The sequence below is a fragment of the Dolichospermum sp. UHCC 0352 genome, assembly GCF_009711925.1.
Taxonomy (GTDB): Bacteria; Cyanobacteriota; Cyanobacteriia; order Cyanobacteriales; family Nostocaceae; genus Dolichospermum; species Dolichospermum lemmermannii.
The window spans coordinates 14,068-33,614 of the sequence record NZ_VIKY01000270.1; the positions used below are offsets into that span (position 1 = coordinate 14,068).

At 38.1% G+C, this 19,547-nt stretch carries 15 protein-coding genes and 1 pseudogene; 11 read left to right on the plus strand and 5 right to left on the minus strand.

From position 1 onward, the window contains the following. Positions 1 to 96 precede the first annotated feature (96 nt). Complete coding sequence (locus FJR06_RS19255; protein ID WP_168652071.1) at positions 97 to 945, minus strand: acyloxyacyl hydrolase; 849 nt, start codon at positions 943 to 945, stop codon at positions 97 to 99. A 347-nt stretch (positions 946 to 1,292) separates the two neighbouring features. Here FJR06_RS19255 and FJR06_RS19260 point away from each other — a divergent pair, with 347 nt between their 5' ends. Continuing rightward, positions 1,293 to 2,327: a LuxR C-terminal-related transcriptional regulator gene (locus FJR06_RS19260; RefSeq protein WP_246863065.1), complete on the plus strand. Its 1,035-nt coding sequence runs from the start codon at positions 1,293 to 1,295 to the stop codon at positions 2,325 to 2,327. Positions 2,328 to 2,338: 11 nt separating this feature from the next. Here the strand turns inward: FJR06_RS19260 and FJR06_RS19265 are convergent, their stop codons facing one another. Continuing rightward, a complete protein-coding gene (locus FJR06_RS19265) occupies positions 2,339 to 2,509 on the minus strand; it encodes a hypothetical protein (protein WP_158310553.1) in 171 nt (56 codons plus the stop codon). Positions 2,510 to 2,673: 164 nt separating this feature from the next. Here FJR06_RS19265 and FJR06_RS19270 point away from each other — a divergent pair, with 164 nt between their 5' ends. The 4 genes from FJR06_RS19270 to tilS are packed head-to-tail and all read left to right on the plus strand — an operon-like array spanning position 2,674 to position 7,520. Continuing rightward, entirely contained in the window at positions 2,674 to 3,993 is a 1,320-nt protein-coding gene (locus FJR06_RS19270; protein ID WP_015081421.1) for an NB-ARC domain-containing protein, read from the plus strand. Continuing rightward, positions 3,986 to 5,485, plus strand: coding sequence for an ABC transporter substrate-binding protein (locus tag FJR06_RS19275; RefSeq protein WP_041458133.1), 1,500 nt, complete (start codon positions 3,986 to 3,988; stop codon positions 5,483 to 5,485). The genes FJR06_RS19270 and FJR06_RS19275 overlap by 8 nt, the downstream gene beginning before the upstream one ends. 26 nt (positions 5,486 to 5,511) lie before the next feature. After that, positions 5,512 to 6,522, plus strand: coding sequence for a serine/threonine-protein kinase (locus tag FJR06_RS19280; protein WP_015081423.1), 1,011 nt, complete (start codon positions 5,512 to 5,514; stop codon positions 6,520 to 6,522). Beyond that, positions 6,519 to 7,520, plus strand: a complete 1,002-nt coding sequence (gene tilS, locus FJR06_RS19285) for a tRNA lysidine(34) synthetase TilS (protein ID WP_015081424.1) — start codon at positions 6,519 to 6,521, stop codon at positions 7,518 to 7,520. The genes FJR06_RS19280 and tilS overlap by 4 nt, the downstream gene beginning before the upstream one ends. 266 nt (positions 7,521 to 7,786) lie before the next feature. Here tilS and hmpF read toward each other — a convergent pair whose 3' ends face one another. After that, the gene (hmpF, locus tag FJR06_RS19290) at positions 7,787 to 9,535 is read right to left on the minus strand and encodes a pilus motility taxis protein HmpF (RefSeq protein WP_015081425.1); all 1,749 of its coding nucleotides are present in this window, start codon (positions 9,533 to 9,535) and stop codon (positions 7,787 to 7,789) included. 122 nt (positions 9,536 to 9,657) lie between these two features. Here hmpF and FJR06_RS19295 point away from each other — a divergent pair. The 4 genes and pseudogenes from FJR06_RS19295 to FJR06_RS19310 form a co-directional block, all read left to right on the plus strand. Continuing rightward, positions 9,658 to 9,881 (plus strand): annotated as a pseudogene (locus tag FJR06_RS19295) (response regulator); the annotation flags it as partial. A 187-nt stretch (positions 9,882 to 10,068) separates the two neighbouring features. Beyond that, the gene (locus FJR06_RS19300; protein WP_015081426.1) at positions 10,069 to 10,440 is read left to right on the plus strand and encodes a response regulator transcription factor; all 372 of its coding nucleotides are present in this window, start codon (positions 10,069 to 10,071) and stop codon (positions 10,438 to 10,440) included. Positions 10,441 to 10,447: 7 nt separating this feature from the next. Next, positions 10,448 to 10,981 carry a chemotaxis protein CheW gene (locus tag FJR06_RS19305; RefSeq protein ID WP_015081427.1) on the plus strand — a complete coding sequence of 178 codons (534 nt, stop codon included), beginning with the start codon at positions 10,448 to 10,450 and terminating at the stop codon, positions 10,979 to 10,981. A 16-nt stretch (positions 10,982 to 10,997) separates the two neighbouring features. Beyond that, positions 10,998 to 13,787, plus strand: coding sequence for a methyl-accepting chemotaxis protein (locus FJR06_RS19310; protein WP_015081428.1), 2,790 nt, complete (start codon positions 10,998 to 11,000; stop codon positions 13,785 to 13,787). Here the strand turns inward: FJR06_RS19310 and FJR06_RS19315 are convergent. Continuing rightward, positions 13,779 to 13,928, minus strand: a complete 150-nt coding sequence (locus tag FJR06_RS19315) for a hypothetical protein (RefSeq protein ID WP_174783505.1) — start codon at positions 13,926 to 13,928, stop codon at positions 13,779 to 13,781. The genes FJR06_RS19310 and FJR06_RS19315 overlap by 9 nt on opposite strands. Positions 13,929 to 13,958: 30 nt before the next feature. Here FJR06_RS19315 and FJR06_RS19320 point away from each other — a divergent pair, with 30 nt between their 5' ends. Beyond that, complete coding sequence (locus tag FJR06_RS19320; RefSeq protein WP_168652072.1) at positions 13,959 to 18,077, plus strand: hybrid sensor histidine kinase/response regulator; 4,119 nt, start codon at positions 13,959 to 13,961, stop codon at positions 18,075 to 18,077. Positions 18,078 to 18,243: 166 nt separating this feature from the next. Then, positions 18,244 to 19,113 carry a branched-chain amino acid ABC transporter permease gene (locus FJR06_RS19325; protein WP_168634658.1) on the plus strand — a complete coding sequence of 290 codons (870 nt, stop codon included), beginning with the start codon at positions 18,244 to 18,246 and terminating at the stop codon, positions 19,111 to 19,113. A 21-nt stretch (positions 19,114 to 19,134) separates the two neighbouring features. On the opposite strand, the gene psaX is transcribed toward FJR06_RS19325, so the two are convergent. Next, the gene (gene psaX / locus FJR06_RS19330; protein WP_015081431.1) at positions 19,135 to 19,254 is read right to left on the minus strand and encodes a photosystem I protein PsaX; all 120 of its coding nucleotides are present in this window, start codon (positions 19,252 to 19,254) and stop codon (positions 19,135 to 19,137) included. Positions 19,255 to 19,547 lie beyond the last annotated feature (293 nt).

Here is a 19,547-nt window from a genome sequence, read left to right on the forward strand (position 1 = left end):
TGTTGTGTAATATAAAAATATTTATGCAAAGAATTCGATTAATGAAAGCAAGTTTGTAGGGTGAATCTGATCCACCCCACAATATGCAATTAACGATTAAAAACCTTGCCGATAACCAACGCTCACAGCAGGGGAATTAATGGAACCAATTTCGGTTTCTGTATTATTCTTCTTTGATGTATAGCCAGTCAAACCTACGTATCTAAATTCAACGAAGGCATTACCCTTTTTGACGACTTCATACTGAACACCTACTTTTCCTTGATAAGCAAAAGATGTGCCATAATCAAACCCGTTGAGTCCATTATCTTGATCACTAATAAAACCCAAGCCTATACCAGCGCCAAGGTAGGGACGAAATTTAGACCTAGTAGCAATATCGTAATAACCATTCACAAAGGCGGTAGTTAAATTGATTTTGCCAACTCCTGAAGTGGGTGGATTCTGATTCTGATCATTAGGTACTCCCCCAAAGCTAACGCTTTTTAACTCATCATTGCCAAAAGCACCACTACCAATTTCTAGTTCAGCACGAGCATTTTTCCACTGATAACCACTAGCTATATTCCAATAAGAGCCAGGATATAAGCTCAACTCATCTTCAAACTCATTAGGTCTATTGGCATTCCGCAAAGCTTGGATTGTAGCAGCATCTGTGAATTTTCCTTTTAGCTTTACATCACTTGGAAAACCCCGACCCACACTTGCACCTAAATAAAAGTAATTACTTGCAGGCAGCTTAGAATCGGTATCACCACTGTTATATGTGGATGCTAGGGTATTGACTGGTTGAGTATTATTAGTGTTTTGATCTACTGAATCAGTCGAGTTAGAATTTTGGGACATTAAGTCGGCCGCTTTCCTAGAAACTTCCTCCGCTTGAGCAGGAGTCGTGACTAAAGTAGCTAATATAGCTAACCCTAAAAAGCACTTGTGTTTATTCATGATGTAGGTAAACCTTAATTTTCAACCTGAAAAACGAAATTATTTTGAGTTAGAGACTGTGTAAAAGTGACCTTAGCTGCGATACCAGTAAAGTCTGTTAAAAGCATTTCTTCCCCCCCAGCTATGTCACAAAATTTGATATTTCTATTCGGTGACATATCTATTAAGCACAAGTATGACATATTTACTTACAGGTGTCAACCCCATAACAGAGATTTAAATTTTCAGATCACGTACTTAACTATCACCTTTGCCTAAGTGATAATAATCACATAGCATAATTGATGTTAAATTACTGTAAAATAGCCACAATCGTGAATATATAACTGATGCAATTAAAATCAAGAATGAATCAACAAGAGTTTGAACGCGTATTCTATAACCTCACAGAAAACCGCAAAAACGTATTGCAGAAAATACTTTCAGGCCATACAGATATGGATATAGCCGAAGCGATGAACATTACAGAAGCATCCGTGAGAAAGTATGTGGAAAGAATATGTTACGAATTTGGACTGAATAATGAACCTGCTGATAATCGTCGTTACAAACGCTCAGACTTGGTTGGATTGTTTGCTAAATATAAACCAGAGTTATTAACTGATAGTCAATCTAAATGGACAAAAGAACTAGCAAAAACAGAAGATGAAGATCATGAAGATATTACTAAATCTATCTTGTATTTACTATCAGTTCATAAACCCGTTCCAGAAGAACTAAAAAAGGTGCTAAGACGCATGAATTTCAGTGAAAAAGAAAAAAAAGAAATTGCTAAATCTCTAAATCAATTAGGACATGAAAGCTACCTGAGTAATGATTTTATAATTGCTGCATCTTATCTAGAATTAGCAGTGGAATTAAATAAAAATCATGGTTCTGCTCACTATAATCTAGGGGCAACTTACGAAAAGTTAGATAATTTAGATGATGCTTGTCATCATTATCAGATTGCAATTAAATATCAAAACCGCGCTGCTGATGCTGCTATTAATAATTTAGCTCGGTTGCAAATTCTCCAAGGAAATAGTGCAGATGCTGTGAAAATTATTGAACCAATTTTGTCAAAGGTGAAAGATGACACAGTTAAAGTTTCATTACACAAAAATCTTGCTTGGGCATATTTTCAGCAAAATTCTTATGAACAAGCACACCAACATTTACTTATTTGTCTGGAATTAGAAAACAATTATGCCCCAGCTTATTGCTTATTGGCACAAGTCCAAGCAGCACAAGGAAATCGGCAAGCTTCTAGAGAATCATGGCGAAATTTTATAGAATTTTATACCCATGATCAAGAACTTAAAAAAGCCCATTGTAAATTACCAGAATTAGAAATTTGTAAGTTGGAAGCGATGAGAATTATTAATTCTCCAGACAAATAATATCCGCTCCATTAATTAGGAGGAACTAGAGGATCATCATCCTCATCTCCTTGATGACTCTGTGTAAACCAAATATTTTGCCCTTGCAGTGATTGTATTGATATTACCTGCAAAATATTATACTGTCTGTTGACGTTAGCAACTTCTGCTAGTGAAATTACTGAATTATCTTGATAAGCCATAACAACCTCTTTTTTGTCCTTACACAATCAAGTATCTCAATATTAGATGTAACTGTAAATACAATTAACTAATCAGTATTTAGCTAATAAAGACTAATAAAACTAATAAAGTTATGGCAAATTAAGATACAATCCAGAACAGGATATCAGGAGAGAACTAGACCATGGATACAAAACAGATAATTAGAGGATTAAAGGATTGGGTAAAGCGTGAAAAAGGCATAGATTTTCATTTAAATGCTTGTCAAGAAGCGATTTTAGAATATTCTTTGCAAAATATCGCCTATGCCAATATGGATAATCTCGGTTATGCTGTTGACACTATCAAAAATAATACGGGTCCTGATTTATTCAAATACCTCAGTCAAGTTACAGATAGAAAAGTTAGCAAAAAGAATTGCTTCTTAACTCTCCCACGACTTTTAGAACATCCTGGTACTGAGGAAGACACAGAAAACAATTTATTACGGATAGATTTACGGGAAGCACCAGTTCCTAAAGATTTCTATGGCCGTGTAGAAGAATTATCTAAGTTAGAAACATGGATAGTTAACGAACACTGTCCTTTGGTGGGGGTTTTTGGTATGGGTGGGATTGGGAAAACACCACTATTAAGAAAGTTTGTGGATAAAGTTAAAGATAAATTTGATTATATTATCTGGAAGAAGCTTGAATATTCCCCTTTTTTAGAAGATTTTTTAACTCATATAGAATCATATTTTTCAGCTAATAATTTAGAAGAAAATCCCCATAAAAAAAATATATCTCAGAGAATTCTTAGCCTAATTTCTTTCTTAAATCAACATCGGTGCTTACTGATTTTTGATAATTGGGAAAAACTAATGGCAACTGATGAAATATCAGAAGATCAGCAAAAAATAAACTATTCTAACTATGGAAAACTTTTAAAATCTGTTGCAACATTAGAACATCAAAGTTGCGTAGTATTTGTCAGTTTACAAACACATCAACAAATGGATATTGTGGACAGATCCAGAGTTAGAGAATTAACATTAACTGGTTTAAATAATCAAGATTCTCAATACATATTGAAGAATTTTAAATTGTCAGAAAAGGGACGAGAAAGACTTATTAAACAATATCAAGGACATCCATCAGCTTTAGAATTTGCTGCTCAACATATTCAAAATAATTATAATGGTGAAATTGATGACTTTCTCAAAGGAACATTTTTTATTCATGATGTCATAACTGATTTATTTGATAAACATATTTCTGGTTTATCAAATATAGAACTCAATATCGTGCGAAAATTAGTTTATGAAACAGAACCAATGTCACTTCCTGAAATTTATCAATTATTTCCCTCTATTTCTCAAGCAAAAATTGGTCAAGCCATAGATAAATTATGTACAGATGGGTTAATTGCAAGGGATGATAGCCAAAGATTACCAACTTTTTGTATTGTGCATCCTTTACTTATTAAATATATTAAAAGACGTTTCCCTGAAAAAGATGACTAAAATGACAAATTTTTCCAGAAAAATCCGTAAATATCCAATTTTAGCTAAATGGTTATTTTTAATAATCTTGATACTTAGTTTTTCTTCCTGGATATATTTGATTTTTAATCCGCAATTATTGATAAATATTTTTTCTCAAAATTGGTGTAAAGATTTTGAGTTAAATGACAATTTATCTTGTGGAGAAGAAAGTCTCTTTACAAAAAATAAATTTCCATTGTTTCAACAAGGTAACTTTAAAAAAGCTGTTGATTTTTTTACTAAACAGAGACTTAATAATCAAAATAATCCAGAAATTTTAATCTACCTCAACAATGCCAAATTGATGCAACAAGGCAAAAAAAGTTACACTATTGCTATTGTTATTCCTATTAATCAGGATGCTAGAGGTATAGCAGAAGCCTTGTTAAGAGGTGCAGCACAATTTCAAGAAGATTTCAACAAAGATCCTAAAAATCCAGGTTTAAAAATTCTGGTTGTTAACGATGAAAATAAACCTGACACAGTTGATAAATTAGCTGAACATCTGCTTTCTAAAAATGATGTAATCGCAGTCATTGGACATTATACATCTGAAGTAACTAAAGCAGCTTTACCTGTTTATCAAAAGAACAAAGTTGTTGTTATTGCTCCTGCTACGGCTGCTAGAAAAAGTCTTTTTTCCGGTAAGAAAGTTTTACCAAACTTCTTATTTCGGACTATCCCCAGTGTGAAACTTCAGATTCCTAAATTAATTGAGCAATTGCAATTATCACAATTAGCTATTAAAGAAAAAGTAGCTGTTTTTTACAATCCAAACAGCACTTTTAGTCAATCTGCTTTTGAAGAATTTCGTAACCAATTAGGTGCAAGTAAGATAATTGAACAAGATATATCTATATCTAAATTTATGCCCCGTAAAATCTTAAATGAAGTTAGGCAGCAAGGGGCAAAAGCACTGATTCTCATTCCTGATGGTAAAGTTAATCATTATAGTTTTAAAAATACTTTAAACCTGATAGATGTCAATGAAGATCAACTGCCAATGGCAGGATACTCGACTCTATATGATGAGACTATACTCTATAAACAGAATGTCAAAAAACTTTTAATAGTCGTTCCTTGGCATCCTTTATCTAGTCCTAATAAAGAGATGATTCAAAGAGCTAAACAACTTTGGGGAACTGCTAACATAGGTGTTCAAACCGGAATATCTTATGATGCTACTTTGGTTTTGACAAAAGCTCTAGAAAAAGTATCTATATCTGCTAGTTTGCCAAACCAAAGATTGGCTATACAGCAGCAATTAAACAATATAAAACAGGTAACAGGAGGAGCTTCAGGAACTATCTCTTTTGATAATGATGGAGATATGATAGAAAACACTTCTCAAATAGTTCGTGTTATCCCTACTAAATGTGCCATATCTGGGGCAATATTTGTCCCAATGAACTATGATTTGACAAAATTAGATTGTCAACAAATGATCAAGAATTCTAAAATAAATAAGTAGTTGATTAACCCAAAAGAGAGAAAGCTATGATTGAACCTGGAGATATTATCCATAATCGTTATCATGTTCTGCAAGAATTAGGAGATGGTGGTTTTGGTAAAACTTTTGAAGTAGAAGATAGGTTAATGAATGATCATAAAGTCATTAAAATTTTAACCCAATCAAGTGATAAAGTCTTGGGACTTTTTAAACAAGAGTTTAATGTATTACAACAATTAAATAATCCGGGAATTCCCCGCGTAGAAGTGGATGCTTACATTAAATTTAAATGTCCTCACACCCCGGAAGCTTTACATGGTTTAGTCATGGAGAAAATTGCTGGACAGGATTTGGGTAAATGGTTGGAACAAAATTACAAAATTCCTAATAGCCAACAAGCTATCGAATGGCTAGAACAATTGACCCTGATTCTATCTCATGTTCATAGTCAGAACTATTTACATCGGGATATTAAGCCAAATAACATAATGTTAAAACCTGATGGTCAATTAGTATTAATTGATTTTGGTATTGTTAAAGAATTTATCCAAAAAATTCAAAAGCAAACTATTCCGGCTACAATAGTGGGATCATTAGGCTATTGTTCACCAGAGCAAGAAGCCGGTAAAGAGGTAGATTATACATCTGATTTTTTCTCCTTAGGGCGGACATTTCTGCACTTACTCACAGGAACTTATCCTGGATACGATAACTTTCAAAGAGATAGACAAACCGGAAAGTTATTATGGCAAGATAAAGCCCCAGAAATTTCTGAAGAATTTAAAGATTTAATTGATTATTTAATGGAGCATGATCCAAAAAATAGACCACAAAATACACAAAAAATTTTGCGGTTCATCCAAAAAATTAAAGCTGGTCAAAAACAAGTTATCCTCCCTATCCCAATTGTTTTCTTCAGCTTTGCTCTCAATTTCGTTTTTCTGACTTTACTAGCTATGGAAGTTACATTAGGTATAGGCTTGAAAGTTCTCTTCGTCGTTGTTCTATGTGTGATTGGCGGGTTTCTCTTTTTACCTTTGATTAAATATCTATTATGACATGGACACCCCTCCACGCCCAAATACATCGGACTATCCGCGCCCGTAATCTATTTGAGCGCAATCAAAAGCTATTAGTCGCAGTATCGGGTGGACAAGATTCCCTATGCTTAATTAAATTACTATTAGATCTACAACCCAAATGGGGATGGAATCTAGCCATAGCCCATTGTGATCATTGTTGGCGCGAAGACTCCCAAGCTAATGCTCATCATGTTAAAAATTTAGCGAAAACTTGGCACACACCTTTCTATTTAGAAATAGCTAATCAACCTGTTAACAGTGAAGCCACAGCCAGAAATTGGCGATATCAGGCCTTAACAAAAATCGCCCAGTCTTATAACTATCAATATATTATTACCGGACATACTGCCAGCGATCGCGCGGAAACTTTACTATACAATTTAATGCGTGGTACTGGTGCTGATGGGTTACAAGCTTTAACTTGGCAACGTCCCCTAACTGACAATATCATGTTAGTGCGTCCATTATTAGAAGTTAACCGTTCCCAAACAGAGCAATTTTGTCAAGAGTTTAATTTACCAATTTGGGAAGATTCCACCAATCAAAATTTACAATATGCGCGAAACCGCATTCGTCAAGAATTAATCCCCTATTTAAAAGCGAATTTCAATCCCCAAGTAGAAGCAAATTTAGCGCAAACAGCCGAACTTCTACAAGCAGAGGTAGAGTATTTGGAACAAACAGCCCATCAGTTGCGGCTAGAAGCCTCAGTACAGGGCGAGAAAGGTAATTTAAAGGTAAACCGCTGTTTATTAAAAAAAGTACCCCTAGCTTTACAACGTCGGGTCATGCGTCAGCTACTTCAAGAAATACTTCCTGATGCCCCTAATTTTGAACACATTGAAAAAATCACAGCCTTAATCACAGCCCCCAATCGTTCCCGAACAGATCCTTTTCCCGGAGATTGGACAGCAATAGTCCAAGGTGACTGGATTTATATATACTCAAAACGGTTGGGACATGGACTTTTGTAAAATCACGAAAAACCTAGATTTGTAGGGGTTTAGCAATGCTAAACCCCTACCCGCTTAAATCAAATAATTAAGCCGTGTTGAGTATAACTTAATCAAAAAAAGAAGGATCTGTATCCGTAGCATCCATTAAGAAAAATGAGCAAATAAGCAACTAGTACAACACGGCATAAATAAACCAACCATTCTAAATCGTTAAAAAGCCTATACTGTCTTCGTTTTGACTTTTGACTTTTGACTTTTGACTTCCGCCCTGCGGTACTAGTTACTTACCCCTGGGAGAGAGTTAGACTCATAAAACTCTGGAGAGTTTGACGCATCTGGGTAACAATCAGAAATTGAGAATTACCACTTGCTTGGACTTGAGTTAAAGATTCAGAAATATTTTGTAATTGATCCCGTAAACCATCAAGAGCATCCTGAATATGTTGCAGAGCTTCTTGATAAAGATTAACTCTCCCCCAGCATTCAGCAGTTGCTATTCGTAAATTTAGTAATTGCTCCTCTAGGGAGTTGACTTCCTGACGCTTTGCTTCTACTTCCTGGGTTTGATGATCAATTGTCTCTTGATCTGCGACGATAGTAGTCAGCATCTCCACCATATCATCCTCTAGCTTCTGGATTTGGGTAGATTTTTGCTGTTTTTGGGCTTCAAGTTGCAAAACCATTGATTCTAAATTACTAGATTCACCCTCACTGACAACCGCAATCCCTTGTCTTTGCCACAATACAACTTGTTTTTGCTGGAGAGTTTTTTGCTGTCCGATCAAATTGCGTCTTTGCCCAACTAGACTTTCGTTTAGCATCTGGCAAAGATCCCGTTCATCAGCTAATTCTAATTCTAAATTTACCCGTTCTCCCCCAGCGGAATGGACAATTTTTTCCTGAAGTTCTTCTATAAATTTTTGCTTGTATTGAAGTTCCTGTTCTTGTTCTTGCACAAAATCAGAATCCCTGTCTAACTTCTCCTGCCAATTTTGCACCATTTGCTCCAATTCCTTCAGAGGCATTTTCTGCAAGGCTGCTACATCAATTCCCCATTTAGGAACTTCAGTTTCAGTGTTAGCTGCCAAATGATGTAGCTTTTGGTAAAACTCCTCCTCCGTTCCTAGCTGCTGTTTGAGTATCGTAGTTAATTCCTGTTTACTATTAACTATTGTTGTTTTCAATTGCACCTGAGTAATTTGTTGTGCTAAGGAATTTTGTACCTTTTGCAATTCATTTTGGCAACCAAACAGCTTTTGCATCAGTTCCTCTCCCTCCTTTTGCTGCTGATTAGCTGAATGACGTTGGATTTCCAACTTTTGCCAATGTAGATTTAAAGCATCCTGTTGCTGATCTGCAAATTCAAAAGCATAATTAAGACTTTCCTTAACTGTGTCAATGGGAGTAGTTTGACTAGATAAGCGATCAAGTAAATCACTCAGGACTCGATTGCGCTCTTGATCTACAGATTTAGACTTTTGATAATTTAAACTTATCTCCTCCAAGCGACTCTGTTCAAATCGCAAATGCTCCCAAGCCCCTTCTAAATCCCGGTGATTACTTTCAACCTCTGTCCGTAATCGATCAATCTCTGTACCAGATGTATCAAATAAATGTTTATGTGTATCTATCCGTTTAGAGTCATGCTCCAATCTTTGTACTTGCTCCCAACGGAATTCCATCTCGGTTTCTCGACGATTCAGTTCCTGAGCCTGGATCATCAGCGACTGTTTCCACTGATCAATTTCCTCTTCTTTGAGTTTAAATTTTTGCACTTGTTGGGAAAAATTCTGCAAAATATTTACCAATGGACGACCTGCATCCTGAATCCGCTGTACTAGACGATTCGGACTCAATTCCACCAGTACCAATGCACGATCATTTAATTTACTTGCTTGATCAGCAATAATTATTTCGTTCGGTATTGGACTCCAATTTTGGTCATTACGTTGACAGGCGATTAGTTTTAGTGCGCTTTTGCCACTACCAAGTAACCCACTCTTCGGTTTTTGTACTTCTGCTAAATACAGCACACCGTCAATCCTTTTGATCTACTTTGTCTCTGTATTGTATAATATAAGAGGGTGTTTGAAAAGTCGGACAAGTTGTCTATTGCCAACTAGTGATTTGTGAGACGATAGCATCAATCCTAAAATTACAAGGTTATGAGATTTGTGCCATGCTGCGGCATTCCACAGTCTTTCGGGTTGTACCAATTATTATTATGCTGACTGGCAAAGATGGACTTATTGATCGTGTTCGTGCCAGGATGGTAGGGGCAACTGATTATCTGACTAAACCTTTACAGATCAAGAATTGCTAATGCTGATAGAGCAATATCTCAATTTAGATTATTGTTCAGGTGTACAAATAGGATAGAAGACTTGCTGATTGGGTGCAAGATGGGCTAAAAGATGTTATCACAAGAATAAAATAGTTGTCTAACCAACTTCCATCTACGGTAAAGTAGTGAAACAATAAACTTAATTTATACAGTTCATCTTTGTCATGAGAGCAAATTATTTTCCTCAAGGGAAAGTCTAAATCAGGAGGTAAATAGACATTTATGAGCACAATTCTAATTGTTGAGGACAGTATCGTCCAAAGAGAGATGATGACAGACCTTCTGAAAGCTAGTGGCTTAGAAGTTACTCATGCAAGCGATGGCGCAGAAGCTTTAGAAGCCATTCACAAAGCACCTCCCGATTTGGTGGTTTTGGATATTGTCATGCCCCGCATGAATGGCTATGAACTCTGTCGGCGCTTAAAATCTGATCCTAAAACCCAAAATGTTCCTGTAGTCATGTGTTCTTCTAAAGGTGAAGAATTCGATCGCTATTGGGGGATGAAACAAGGGGCAGATGCCTATATAGCTAAACCCTTTCAACCAATCGAGTTGGTAGGAACAGTCAAACAACTGCTGCGAGGACAAGGATGAAAATAATATGGTTAACAAACCAGATTTTTTAAATGGAAGTGAGCAAGATCAATTCCGTCCCGAATTACAACTAGAAAGTCCCCAAGGTGAGTTGCATTTGCGGTTTTATCTGCCCTCACGTCAGGAATTTGCATTACAAGCTATGGGAATTCGGGAAGTAATTGAACTTAGTCCTGATCGGATTACACCAATTCCTAATACATCTCCCTTACTTTTAGGAACGCTAAATTTACGGGGACGCTTGATTTGGGTGGCTGATTTGGGGCAATTTCTCGGTGAAACAACCCCATTAAACACGGATTGCTCAGAAATCCCTGTCATTGCCATTGAAGATCAAGATACGATAGTAGGCTTAGGAGTAGAAGAAATTTGTGGGATGGACTGGCTTGATGTACAGTATCTAAAGCCACAAAATAACGTACCAGATGCTATGGCTCCGTTTTTGCGGGGAGAGTGGTTATTTGATACAGAAAAAGAAAAAAAATATTTACGACTACTGGATCAAATAGCAATTTTGCGAAGTGCGCGGTGGGCAGAATGAACTAGGGAGGGAGGATATGGAAGCACGTATAGACAATCAAGAGCTAACTTATGATCGGGCAAGAATAGCTTATGAGCAACAAGACTATGAATTAGCCGCGGTATTAATTGATAAGTTGGTGCAAAATTCACCAACTGACCCTAACTTACATTTGTTAAAGGGACATACATACTATATGTTGCAACAATACGATGTGGCTAAAGATAGCTACCAAAGCGTATTGTATTTAACAAGCGAAGAAGAAGTTATTCGTCTTGTTAATAATTGTATTGCAACTATAGATCAGTATACAGAGCCTTTTAGTGATTATAAATCTCCATTTCATGGTCTGGTGACAACTGGAGAATCTTTGGATTTAGGGATGATGGGGAATTTGCATAGCCGCAGTGTGGAAATGAACTCCTTTGCAGAATATGAACCACCCCTAGATCCTCTAGAACATAATCCGTTCGCAAGTCATCCAGATAGTATGGAATTTGACAGCAATGCCTTAGATGGTGTCATGAGTGATGATCCCTTTGGTGTACCTACCGAATATCTCACCAGTGATCCAATATCAGGTCAATTAGAGTTACCACCTTTTTGGCAAGAAGATATTTCTGGCGGTGATAATCAGGCTGTTATTAATCACAATTTAGCTAATGAAACTTCAGCAATTAGTGATGATTCCAGCAGCTATTCACCTTTTGCAGCAACTAAATTATCCCTTGATTATGACTCTGAAAATCAGACTGAGATATTGATGGGGGAAGATATAGACGACTTAATGGATGATAACTTTGAAGATTTAACCCTCAGCCAAAACGATACATATTTAGAGATTAACGAACAGGCAATCAACAACAATCAAGATCAACCAATATCGGCATCATTTACCAACAATTCTGCGCCACCACAACGGCAGTTTAATTTCAACTCTTCATCAGCAAAAAATAACTTTGATGATGATAGTTTTGACTTAGATGCGTTTGAATCTGCTTTTGGGGCAGAGAATGAAGGAGATTTAGGGGCTGAAACCTTTATTTCCACTAAAGATACTAGTAATATCTCCAGTGGAGGCAGTAATAAGAATAATATAGAGTTTTTAAACGACTTTGATGAATTCGATGATCTCGGTGATAGACCAGGATTTGATCTCACTGAAGATAGCAGTTTTGGCGATGGGGGAATGCTGTCAGAATCTCCAGATAGTCGGGGAAATTCGCTAAATCAATTTGTTGATGACTCATTCAATGATCAAGAAAGCGATGCTTATCAAGATCGCAGTCATCGTGATCAAGAACTATTCACAATTACTGGCGCTCAAGAAGCAGTTCCTGTTTTTACCCAATCAGAGGTGGCGAAGACAGAACCCAATGTAGCCTTTGACCAAGGCCTATTTGGACCCTTTGAAAACGCCTCCCTCGATAAAAAACAATGGTGGATAGCCGGAACTGTCGGCTTAGTATCACTAGTGGGTGTAGCTATTGTGAGCGCGGTGACAATTTCAATTTCACCGGCTCAACAACGGGAATCCGTGAGAAATACAGGTTGGTTAATGGCCTTAGCCGCAGGAGCTACAGGTGCAGCTACCGCTGGGTTTATGAGTAATCTCACTCTCAAACAAATTCGCCGGACTACTAAGGATCTGCAAAGTCAGTTTGATTCTGTCCGTCAAGGCAATATGAATGTGGAAGCAACAGTCTATTCACAAGATGAATTAGGCTATTTAGCCACTGGCTTTAATGATATGGCTAGGGTAATTTTCACAACTACGAATGAAGCCCAACGCAAAGCCATGGAGATGGAAGAAGCTAAAGAAAACCTGCAACGTCAGGTAATTCGCCTTCTGGATGACGTAGAAGGAGCAGCCAGAGGAGATTTGACAGTTCAAGCCGAAGTCACAGCCGACGTACTGGGAGCGGTTGCTGATGCCTTTAACCTGACAATTCAAAATCTCCGGGATATTGTCCAACAGGTAAAAGTGGCGGCACGGGATGTGACCAAAGGTTCAACCAATTCCGAAACTTTTGCTAGAGCCTTATCTGGGGATGCTTTACGACAAGCAGAAGAGTTAGCTGTGACGTTGAATTCCGTCCAGGTCATGACTGATTCCATCCAACGGGTAGCAGAAGCAGCCAAGGAAGCGGAAACTGTAGCCCGTGAAGCCAGTAAAATCGCTCAGAAAGGGGGAGAAGCGGTAGAAAATACGGTGGTAGGGATTTTGGAAATTCGGGAAACAGTCGCAGAAACTAGCCGAAAAGTGAAACGATTGGCGGAATCTTCCCAAGAAATTAACTCTATTGTTGCCATAGTTTCACAAATTGCTTCCCGTACCAATTTGTTAGCTCTTAATGCCAGTATTGAAGCGGCAAGAGCGGGAGAAGCAGGTAGAGGATTCGCTATTGTAGCTGATGAAGTGCGACAGTTGGCAGATCGATCTGCTAAGTCCTTAAAAGAAATTGAGCAAATCGTGATGCAAATTCAAAGCGAAACTAGCTCCGTTATGACAGCTATGGAAGAAGGGACACAACAGGTAATTCATCAAACTAGATTAGCAGAAGAAGCCAAGCGATCGCTAGACAATATTATCCAAGTAGCCGATCATATTGATATTTTGGTAAGATCAATTACCAGTGATACCGTAGAACAAACGGAAACTTCTCGTGCTGTGGCACAAGTAATGCAATCTGTGGAACTAACGGCTCAAGAAACCTCTCAAGAAGCACAGCGGGTTTCTGGAGCATTGCAACATTTAGTGGGAGTATCCCGCGACTTGATTGCCTCCGTGGAACGCTTCCGAGTAGAAACCACTGAATCAAGGTGAAAGGGAATAGGGAACAGGGAATAGGTAATAGGGAACAGGGAATAGGTAATTGGTAATTGGTAATTGGTAATACAGAATCTTACCTCTGGCAACCGACAACTGACAACTGACAACTGACAACTGACAACCGACAACTGACAACTGACAACTAACAACCCTATTTAACTCACTATGCAGCCGGAACAACAACAACGGATTTTAGGTTACTTTCTCGAAGAAGCCAGGGAACACCTAAACACTATTGAACAAGGATTACTGAATCTCCAAAGTACCCTGGAAGATTCAGAAATGATTAATGAAGTCTTCCGTGCAGCCCACTCCATCAAAGGTGGTGCGGCCATGTTGGGTCTGAGTAGTATTCAGCAAACATCCCACCGACTTGAGGATTGCTTCAAGATTCTGAAGGAGCATCCTATTCAAGTAGACCAAAGGTTAGAATCTTTACTACTGAATGTCTGTGATACATTAAAAGCGCTGATAGACAGTCTTGGCAATCCCTTTGGTTTATCAGCAGAAAAAGCTCAAGCTTTGATGCTTAAAACTGAACCAGTCATGCAATGGCTGAATGAGCATATAGAAACACTGTTAAAGCAAGGAAATAATGGAGTAGACAACCTTAATCACAATCATCTCCAACCACCAATATCTGTGATTCCCCAGATCCAGAAATCACCTATAACAACCAGACAAAATCAGGATTGGACAGAGTTTCAAGGGCAGGTATTAGAAATTCTGCGGGAAATGCTGCAACAGTTTAAACAAACTAACTTAGGGCGTTCCCGCGAAAATTTGCAAGAATGCTGCCATCAATTAGTAAAAATTGGTAGAGACTTAAATTTATCAAATTGGTGTAGTTTGTGTGAATCGGCAGCCCTTGCCATATCTAATCCTGATCATAGTTATCTGACTTTAGCCAAAATTATTATTACTGAAATTAAACAGGCTCAAGAATTAGTTCTTCAAAATCAAGATGCAAAAATTGCGATTAGTCAACAGCTAGAAACTCTGTTTCCTCTCCCACAACTCGAGTTATTGGAATTTGAGGAAACTTTATTTACAGACACAACAGAACTAAATTTAGAACCATTAGAATTTGGTAATCTGTTGGACAATAGTCCAGATTTACAATTCCCCTCAGATAATGTTATCACAGAATTAATCTCAGTTTCTAGAGAATCTCACCAGCTTGATCCTGAAAATGAGGCAACTAACACTAATAAGTTAGAAGAATTATTGACATTCACTGAAGACGATGAATTGTCGGTTATAGTTGAAATAACTGAAGCAGAAAATATTGCCCTCTCAGAAATAGCCAGCACCTCTGAAATCAGTTTTGATAATTTGTTATTAGAGGAGGATAAATACGCAAAAGATCAGGCAGATGAAAATGCTAATTCTTCCGCAAAAATTATTCCTACAACCATAAAAACATCAAAAATAAAACCATCAGCACCAGAAAGTTTATCATTAGATAATCTGTTTGTAGAAGTAGCAAAGAATCCACCACCGCTAACAAATGAAATTGATGACTTATTTGGAACATCAGAAATTACAACTAATCTTGCTAATTCAATAGATAATTTAGATAACTTCTGGGATGATCTGGACACAACAGACTCAGAAATTACTACTTCAGTTAATCAAGATATAGCTAAAGAATTAGAGCAAAGTTTATTTAGTGCATCAGTTGAGATTGTTCCCAAAAATCAGCTTTCAGCTACAAATAATAGTTTAGATACAAAAGAGTTTGATCTGATTTCCCAAGCACAAGAACAATCTTTTGATTTATTTTTCACATCAGATACTGATAGCCAGACGCAAACTGAAGATAATTTATTTGGTGATTTTGGAGATGTAACCACAGAACCAGAAACAGATATTTCTGTAGTGGGTGAAACTTCTCCACAATTAGAGTTGGCAAATGGAGAAGAATTTTCATTAGATGAATTTGCGGCAATAGAAGCATTTTTAGATGAACCTGCCAGCGCAACTCTGGTAGAACTATCTTTACTAGATGAATTTGCGGCAATAGAAGCATTTTTGTCCGCATTCCCAGAAGAAAGTACCCGTCAGGAATCTATTCAAGATGAAGATTTTGCAGCATTAGAAGCATTGCTGAGTGAGAATGAAGATAATGGACTAAAGATTAGTTCACAGCCACCAATAATTATTCAACCTACTGTAGTTAAGTCTCAAAATACTTTTTTGCCCCTTCGACAAGCTCAGGACAACCTCTTAGGACTAGAAGATGAATTTAGTGAATTAGAAAACTTGTTAGAACAGGCTGATAAAAAAATATCTAACTCATCAGCAACATCAAGAAAAACTTCTACAAGTAAAATCCCCCGTCCCATGACTCGACGGACGATAAAAGAAGAAAGCATCAAAATTCCAGTTAAACAACTGGATGATATGAGTAACTTGGTTGGGGAGTTGGTGGTAAATCGCAACACCTTAGAGCAGGATCATGAACGTCTACGACAGGCACTAGATAGCCTATTGCTTCAGGTGCAGCACCTCTCCGATGTGGGAATGAGGATGCAGGAATACTACGAGCGATCGCTCGTAGAATCCTCTCTTCTCTCCACTCGCCGCTCTAGAGAATATGATGATTCATCGGACAATTCCCATAATCGTGGGTTCAGCGAAATCGAAATGGATCGATTTACGCCTTTTCATATCCTGGCGCAAGAAATGATTCAGTTCATCGTGCGAGTCCGGGAGTCAGCCAGTGATATTGACTTTATTACCGAAGAAACAGAACAGGTAGCCCGACAGTTACGCCAAGCAACTAACCAGCTACAAGCAGGACTAACAAAAGCCAGAATGGTGACATTTGCCCAAGCTGTTGATCGATTAAGGCGAGGAGTGCGGGATAATGCCATTAGATATGGCAAACAGGTAGAGTTAGTCACAGAAGGTGTTGATACCCTGGTTGACAAGATGATTTTAGATCATCTGACAGATCCTTTGACTCACATGGTCAATAATGCGATCGCCCACGGCATTGAAACCCCAGAAATCCGGCAAGCAGCGGGTAAATCACCCACAGGTATCATTAATATTCGCGCCTTACAACAAGGAAACCAAACCATTATTTCTGTCAGTGACGATGGCGCTGGTATTGATCATCAAAAAGTTAAAAACAAGGCGGTTAAAAAAGGTATCCTGACCCCTGAACAGGCACAAACCATGTCTCGGATAGATGCCTATGAACTTTTATTCCTCCCTAGCTTCAGTACCGCCGATGAAGTAGACGATATCAAAGGCAGGGGTATGGGCATGAACGTCGTCCAAAACGATATCAGCGAAATTCGCGGGACAGTTGGGACTGACTCCACACTAGGTCAAGGAACTAGCTTTACAATTCGTCTGCCACTGACTCTGAGTATTTGTAAAGCCCTATTCTGCATCTGTGATCGCACCAGAATCGCTTTTCCCATGGATGGTGTAGAGGATACTCTAAGTATCACAGCCAAAAACATTCAGCAAGATGCTGAGGGACAATCATTTATTGTCTGGAGAGATATTAACCTCCCCTTCCAACCTTTAAAAGACATCTTAGTTTTTAATCGTCAGCTTACCCGTGGGAACTTCTATGGGACTAAAAAAGATGATGATCTGATTTCTGTAATCATTGTCCGCTCAGGGAATACAATGATTGCTTTACAAATTGATCAAATTCTGAGTCAACAGGAAATTGTAATTAAGCAATTTGAAGGTCCAGCACCTAAACCCAGTGGTATAGCTGGTGCTACAGTTCTTGGCGATGGTATGATTATGCCTATCGCTGACGTATTGGAAATTATTGATATCTTCCAAGGTAAGATGTCTAAACATATCGGTGGAAATTGGCAGCACTCAGGTTTATCCTCAATAGACATCCCACTCGCTGATAAGGTAGAAATAACAGTATTAATTGTTGATGACTCGATCACAGTTAGACAACTTTTATCTCTGACCTTTGCAAAAGCTGGATATCGTGTAGAACAAGCCCGTGATGGACAAGAAGCCTGGGATAAACTTCGTTCCGGTTTACCTTGCGATATCGTTTTCTGTGACATCGAAATGCCTCGTTGTGATGGACTAGAATTTCTCTCACGGATTCAAAAAGATAGTTCTTTTGACCAGCTACCTATTGCTATGCTTACCTCTCGTGGTGCTGATAAACATAGACAAATGGCGCTACAGCTTGGGGCTAGTGGCTACTTTACTAAACCCTATTTAGAAGAAGCACTTTTAGAAGCAGCTTCGCGGATGCTCAAAGGAGAAAAACTCGTAATTGCTTAACCCTTTTTCCTGGATTTCTCGCCAGAGGTATTTTGTCAATAAGATTTAGATGCGTTTCCCCTGCATATATAGCGGGCAAGATGCCCGCACTACATAAGTTTTCTGTTCCCTCTGACTGAATAGCAACTTCAAAAATTCACAATAATTTCACCGTAACTTCATATTTATGGATATACAACAATTTGCTCAATTAATTATCAACGGTATTGCTGTAGGTAGCATTATCGCCCTAGCAGCAGTTGGACTGACCTTAACCTATGGGATTTTGCGGTTGTCTAATTTTGCCCACGGTGATTTTCTCACTTTGGGAGCTTATTTAACCCTTATAGTCAATGGTATGGGTCTAAATATTTGGCTGTCAATGATTGTGGCTACCTTGGGAACTGTGGGAGGAATGTTACTAGCAGAAAAGTTGCTGTGGTCAAAAATGCGGTCTATCCGTGCTAGTGCGACAACTCTGATTATTATCTCTATCGGTCTAGCTTTATTTCTCCGCAATGGGATTATTTTTCTCTGGGGAGGTAAAAACCAAAATTATAATTTGCCTGTGATTCCGGCTTTAGAATTTGGGACATTAAAAGTACCGCAAAATCAATTATTGGTGCTGGGATTAGCGATTATGGCGATTTTATCGCTTCACTACTTGCTGCAAAATACCAAAATTGGTAAGGCAATGCGGGCAGTAGCTGATGATTTAGATTTAGCTAGAGTTTCTGGTATTAATGTTGATCGAGTAATTTTGTGGACTTGGGTAATTGCTGGGACATTTACTTCTTTAGGTGGCAGTATGTACGGGCTAATTACCGCCGTGCGTCCAAATATGGGTTGGTTTTTGATTTTACCTTTGTTTGCTTCAGTGATTTTGGGCGGAATTGGCAATCCTTACGGAGCGATCGCCGCAGCGTTTATTATTGGTATTGCCCAAGAAGTTAGCACCCCTTGGCTAGGCTCACAGTATAAGCAAGGTGTAGCCCTATTAATCATGATTTTGGTGCTGCTTATTCGCCCCAAGGGTTTATTTAAAGGTACGATTTAAGCAGCACCAGCCTACTTCTAACTAGTCAATGATGTGGAAGTAGTAAGCTGCTACTAAAAAGTTAATAGCTAAAAGTAGCAATGCCCAACCAGTACGGAAAACGTAGGAAGGTTTAGCAGCAGGTTTGCTCTTAGCAGTCATAAGCGGTTCTCCTAATTTAGTGACTTTTTAAGAAATAGCAAACTCACGCGCCAATTTTGCAAATTCTTTAAAAATGTTTTTGTAAGGAATCAGGAGTCAGGAGTCACCGAGTCACCGAGTCACCGAGTCACCGAGTCAGGAGGAAGAAAGAAGTAAATAAAGAAATTTATATCCATGCTCCCCTACTCCCCCTACTCCCCCTGTCTCTTATACACATCTAGATGTGTATAAGAGACAGGTTTAGTTATACTTAAATTCTAGAATTGTTTACATTGTATCACATCTACTGTTAT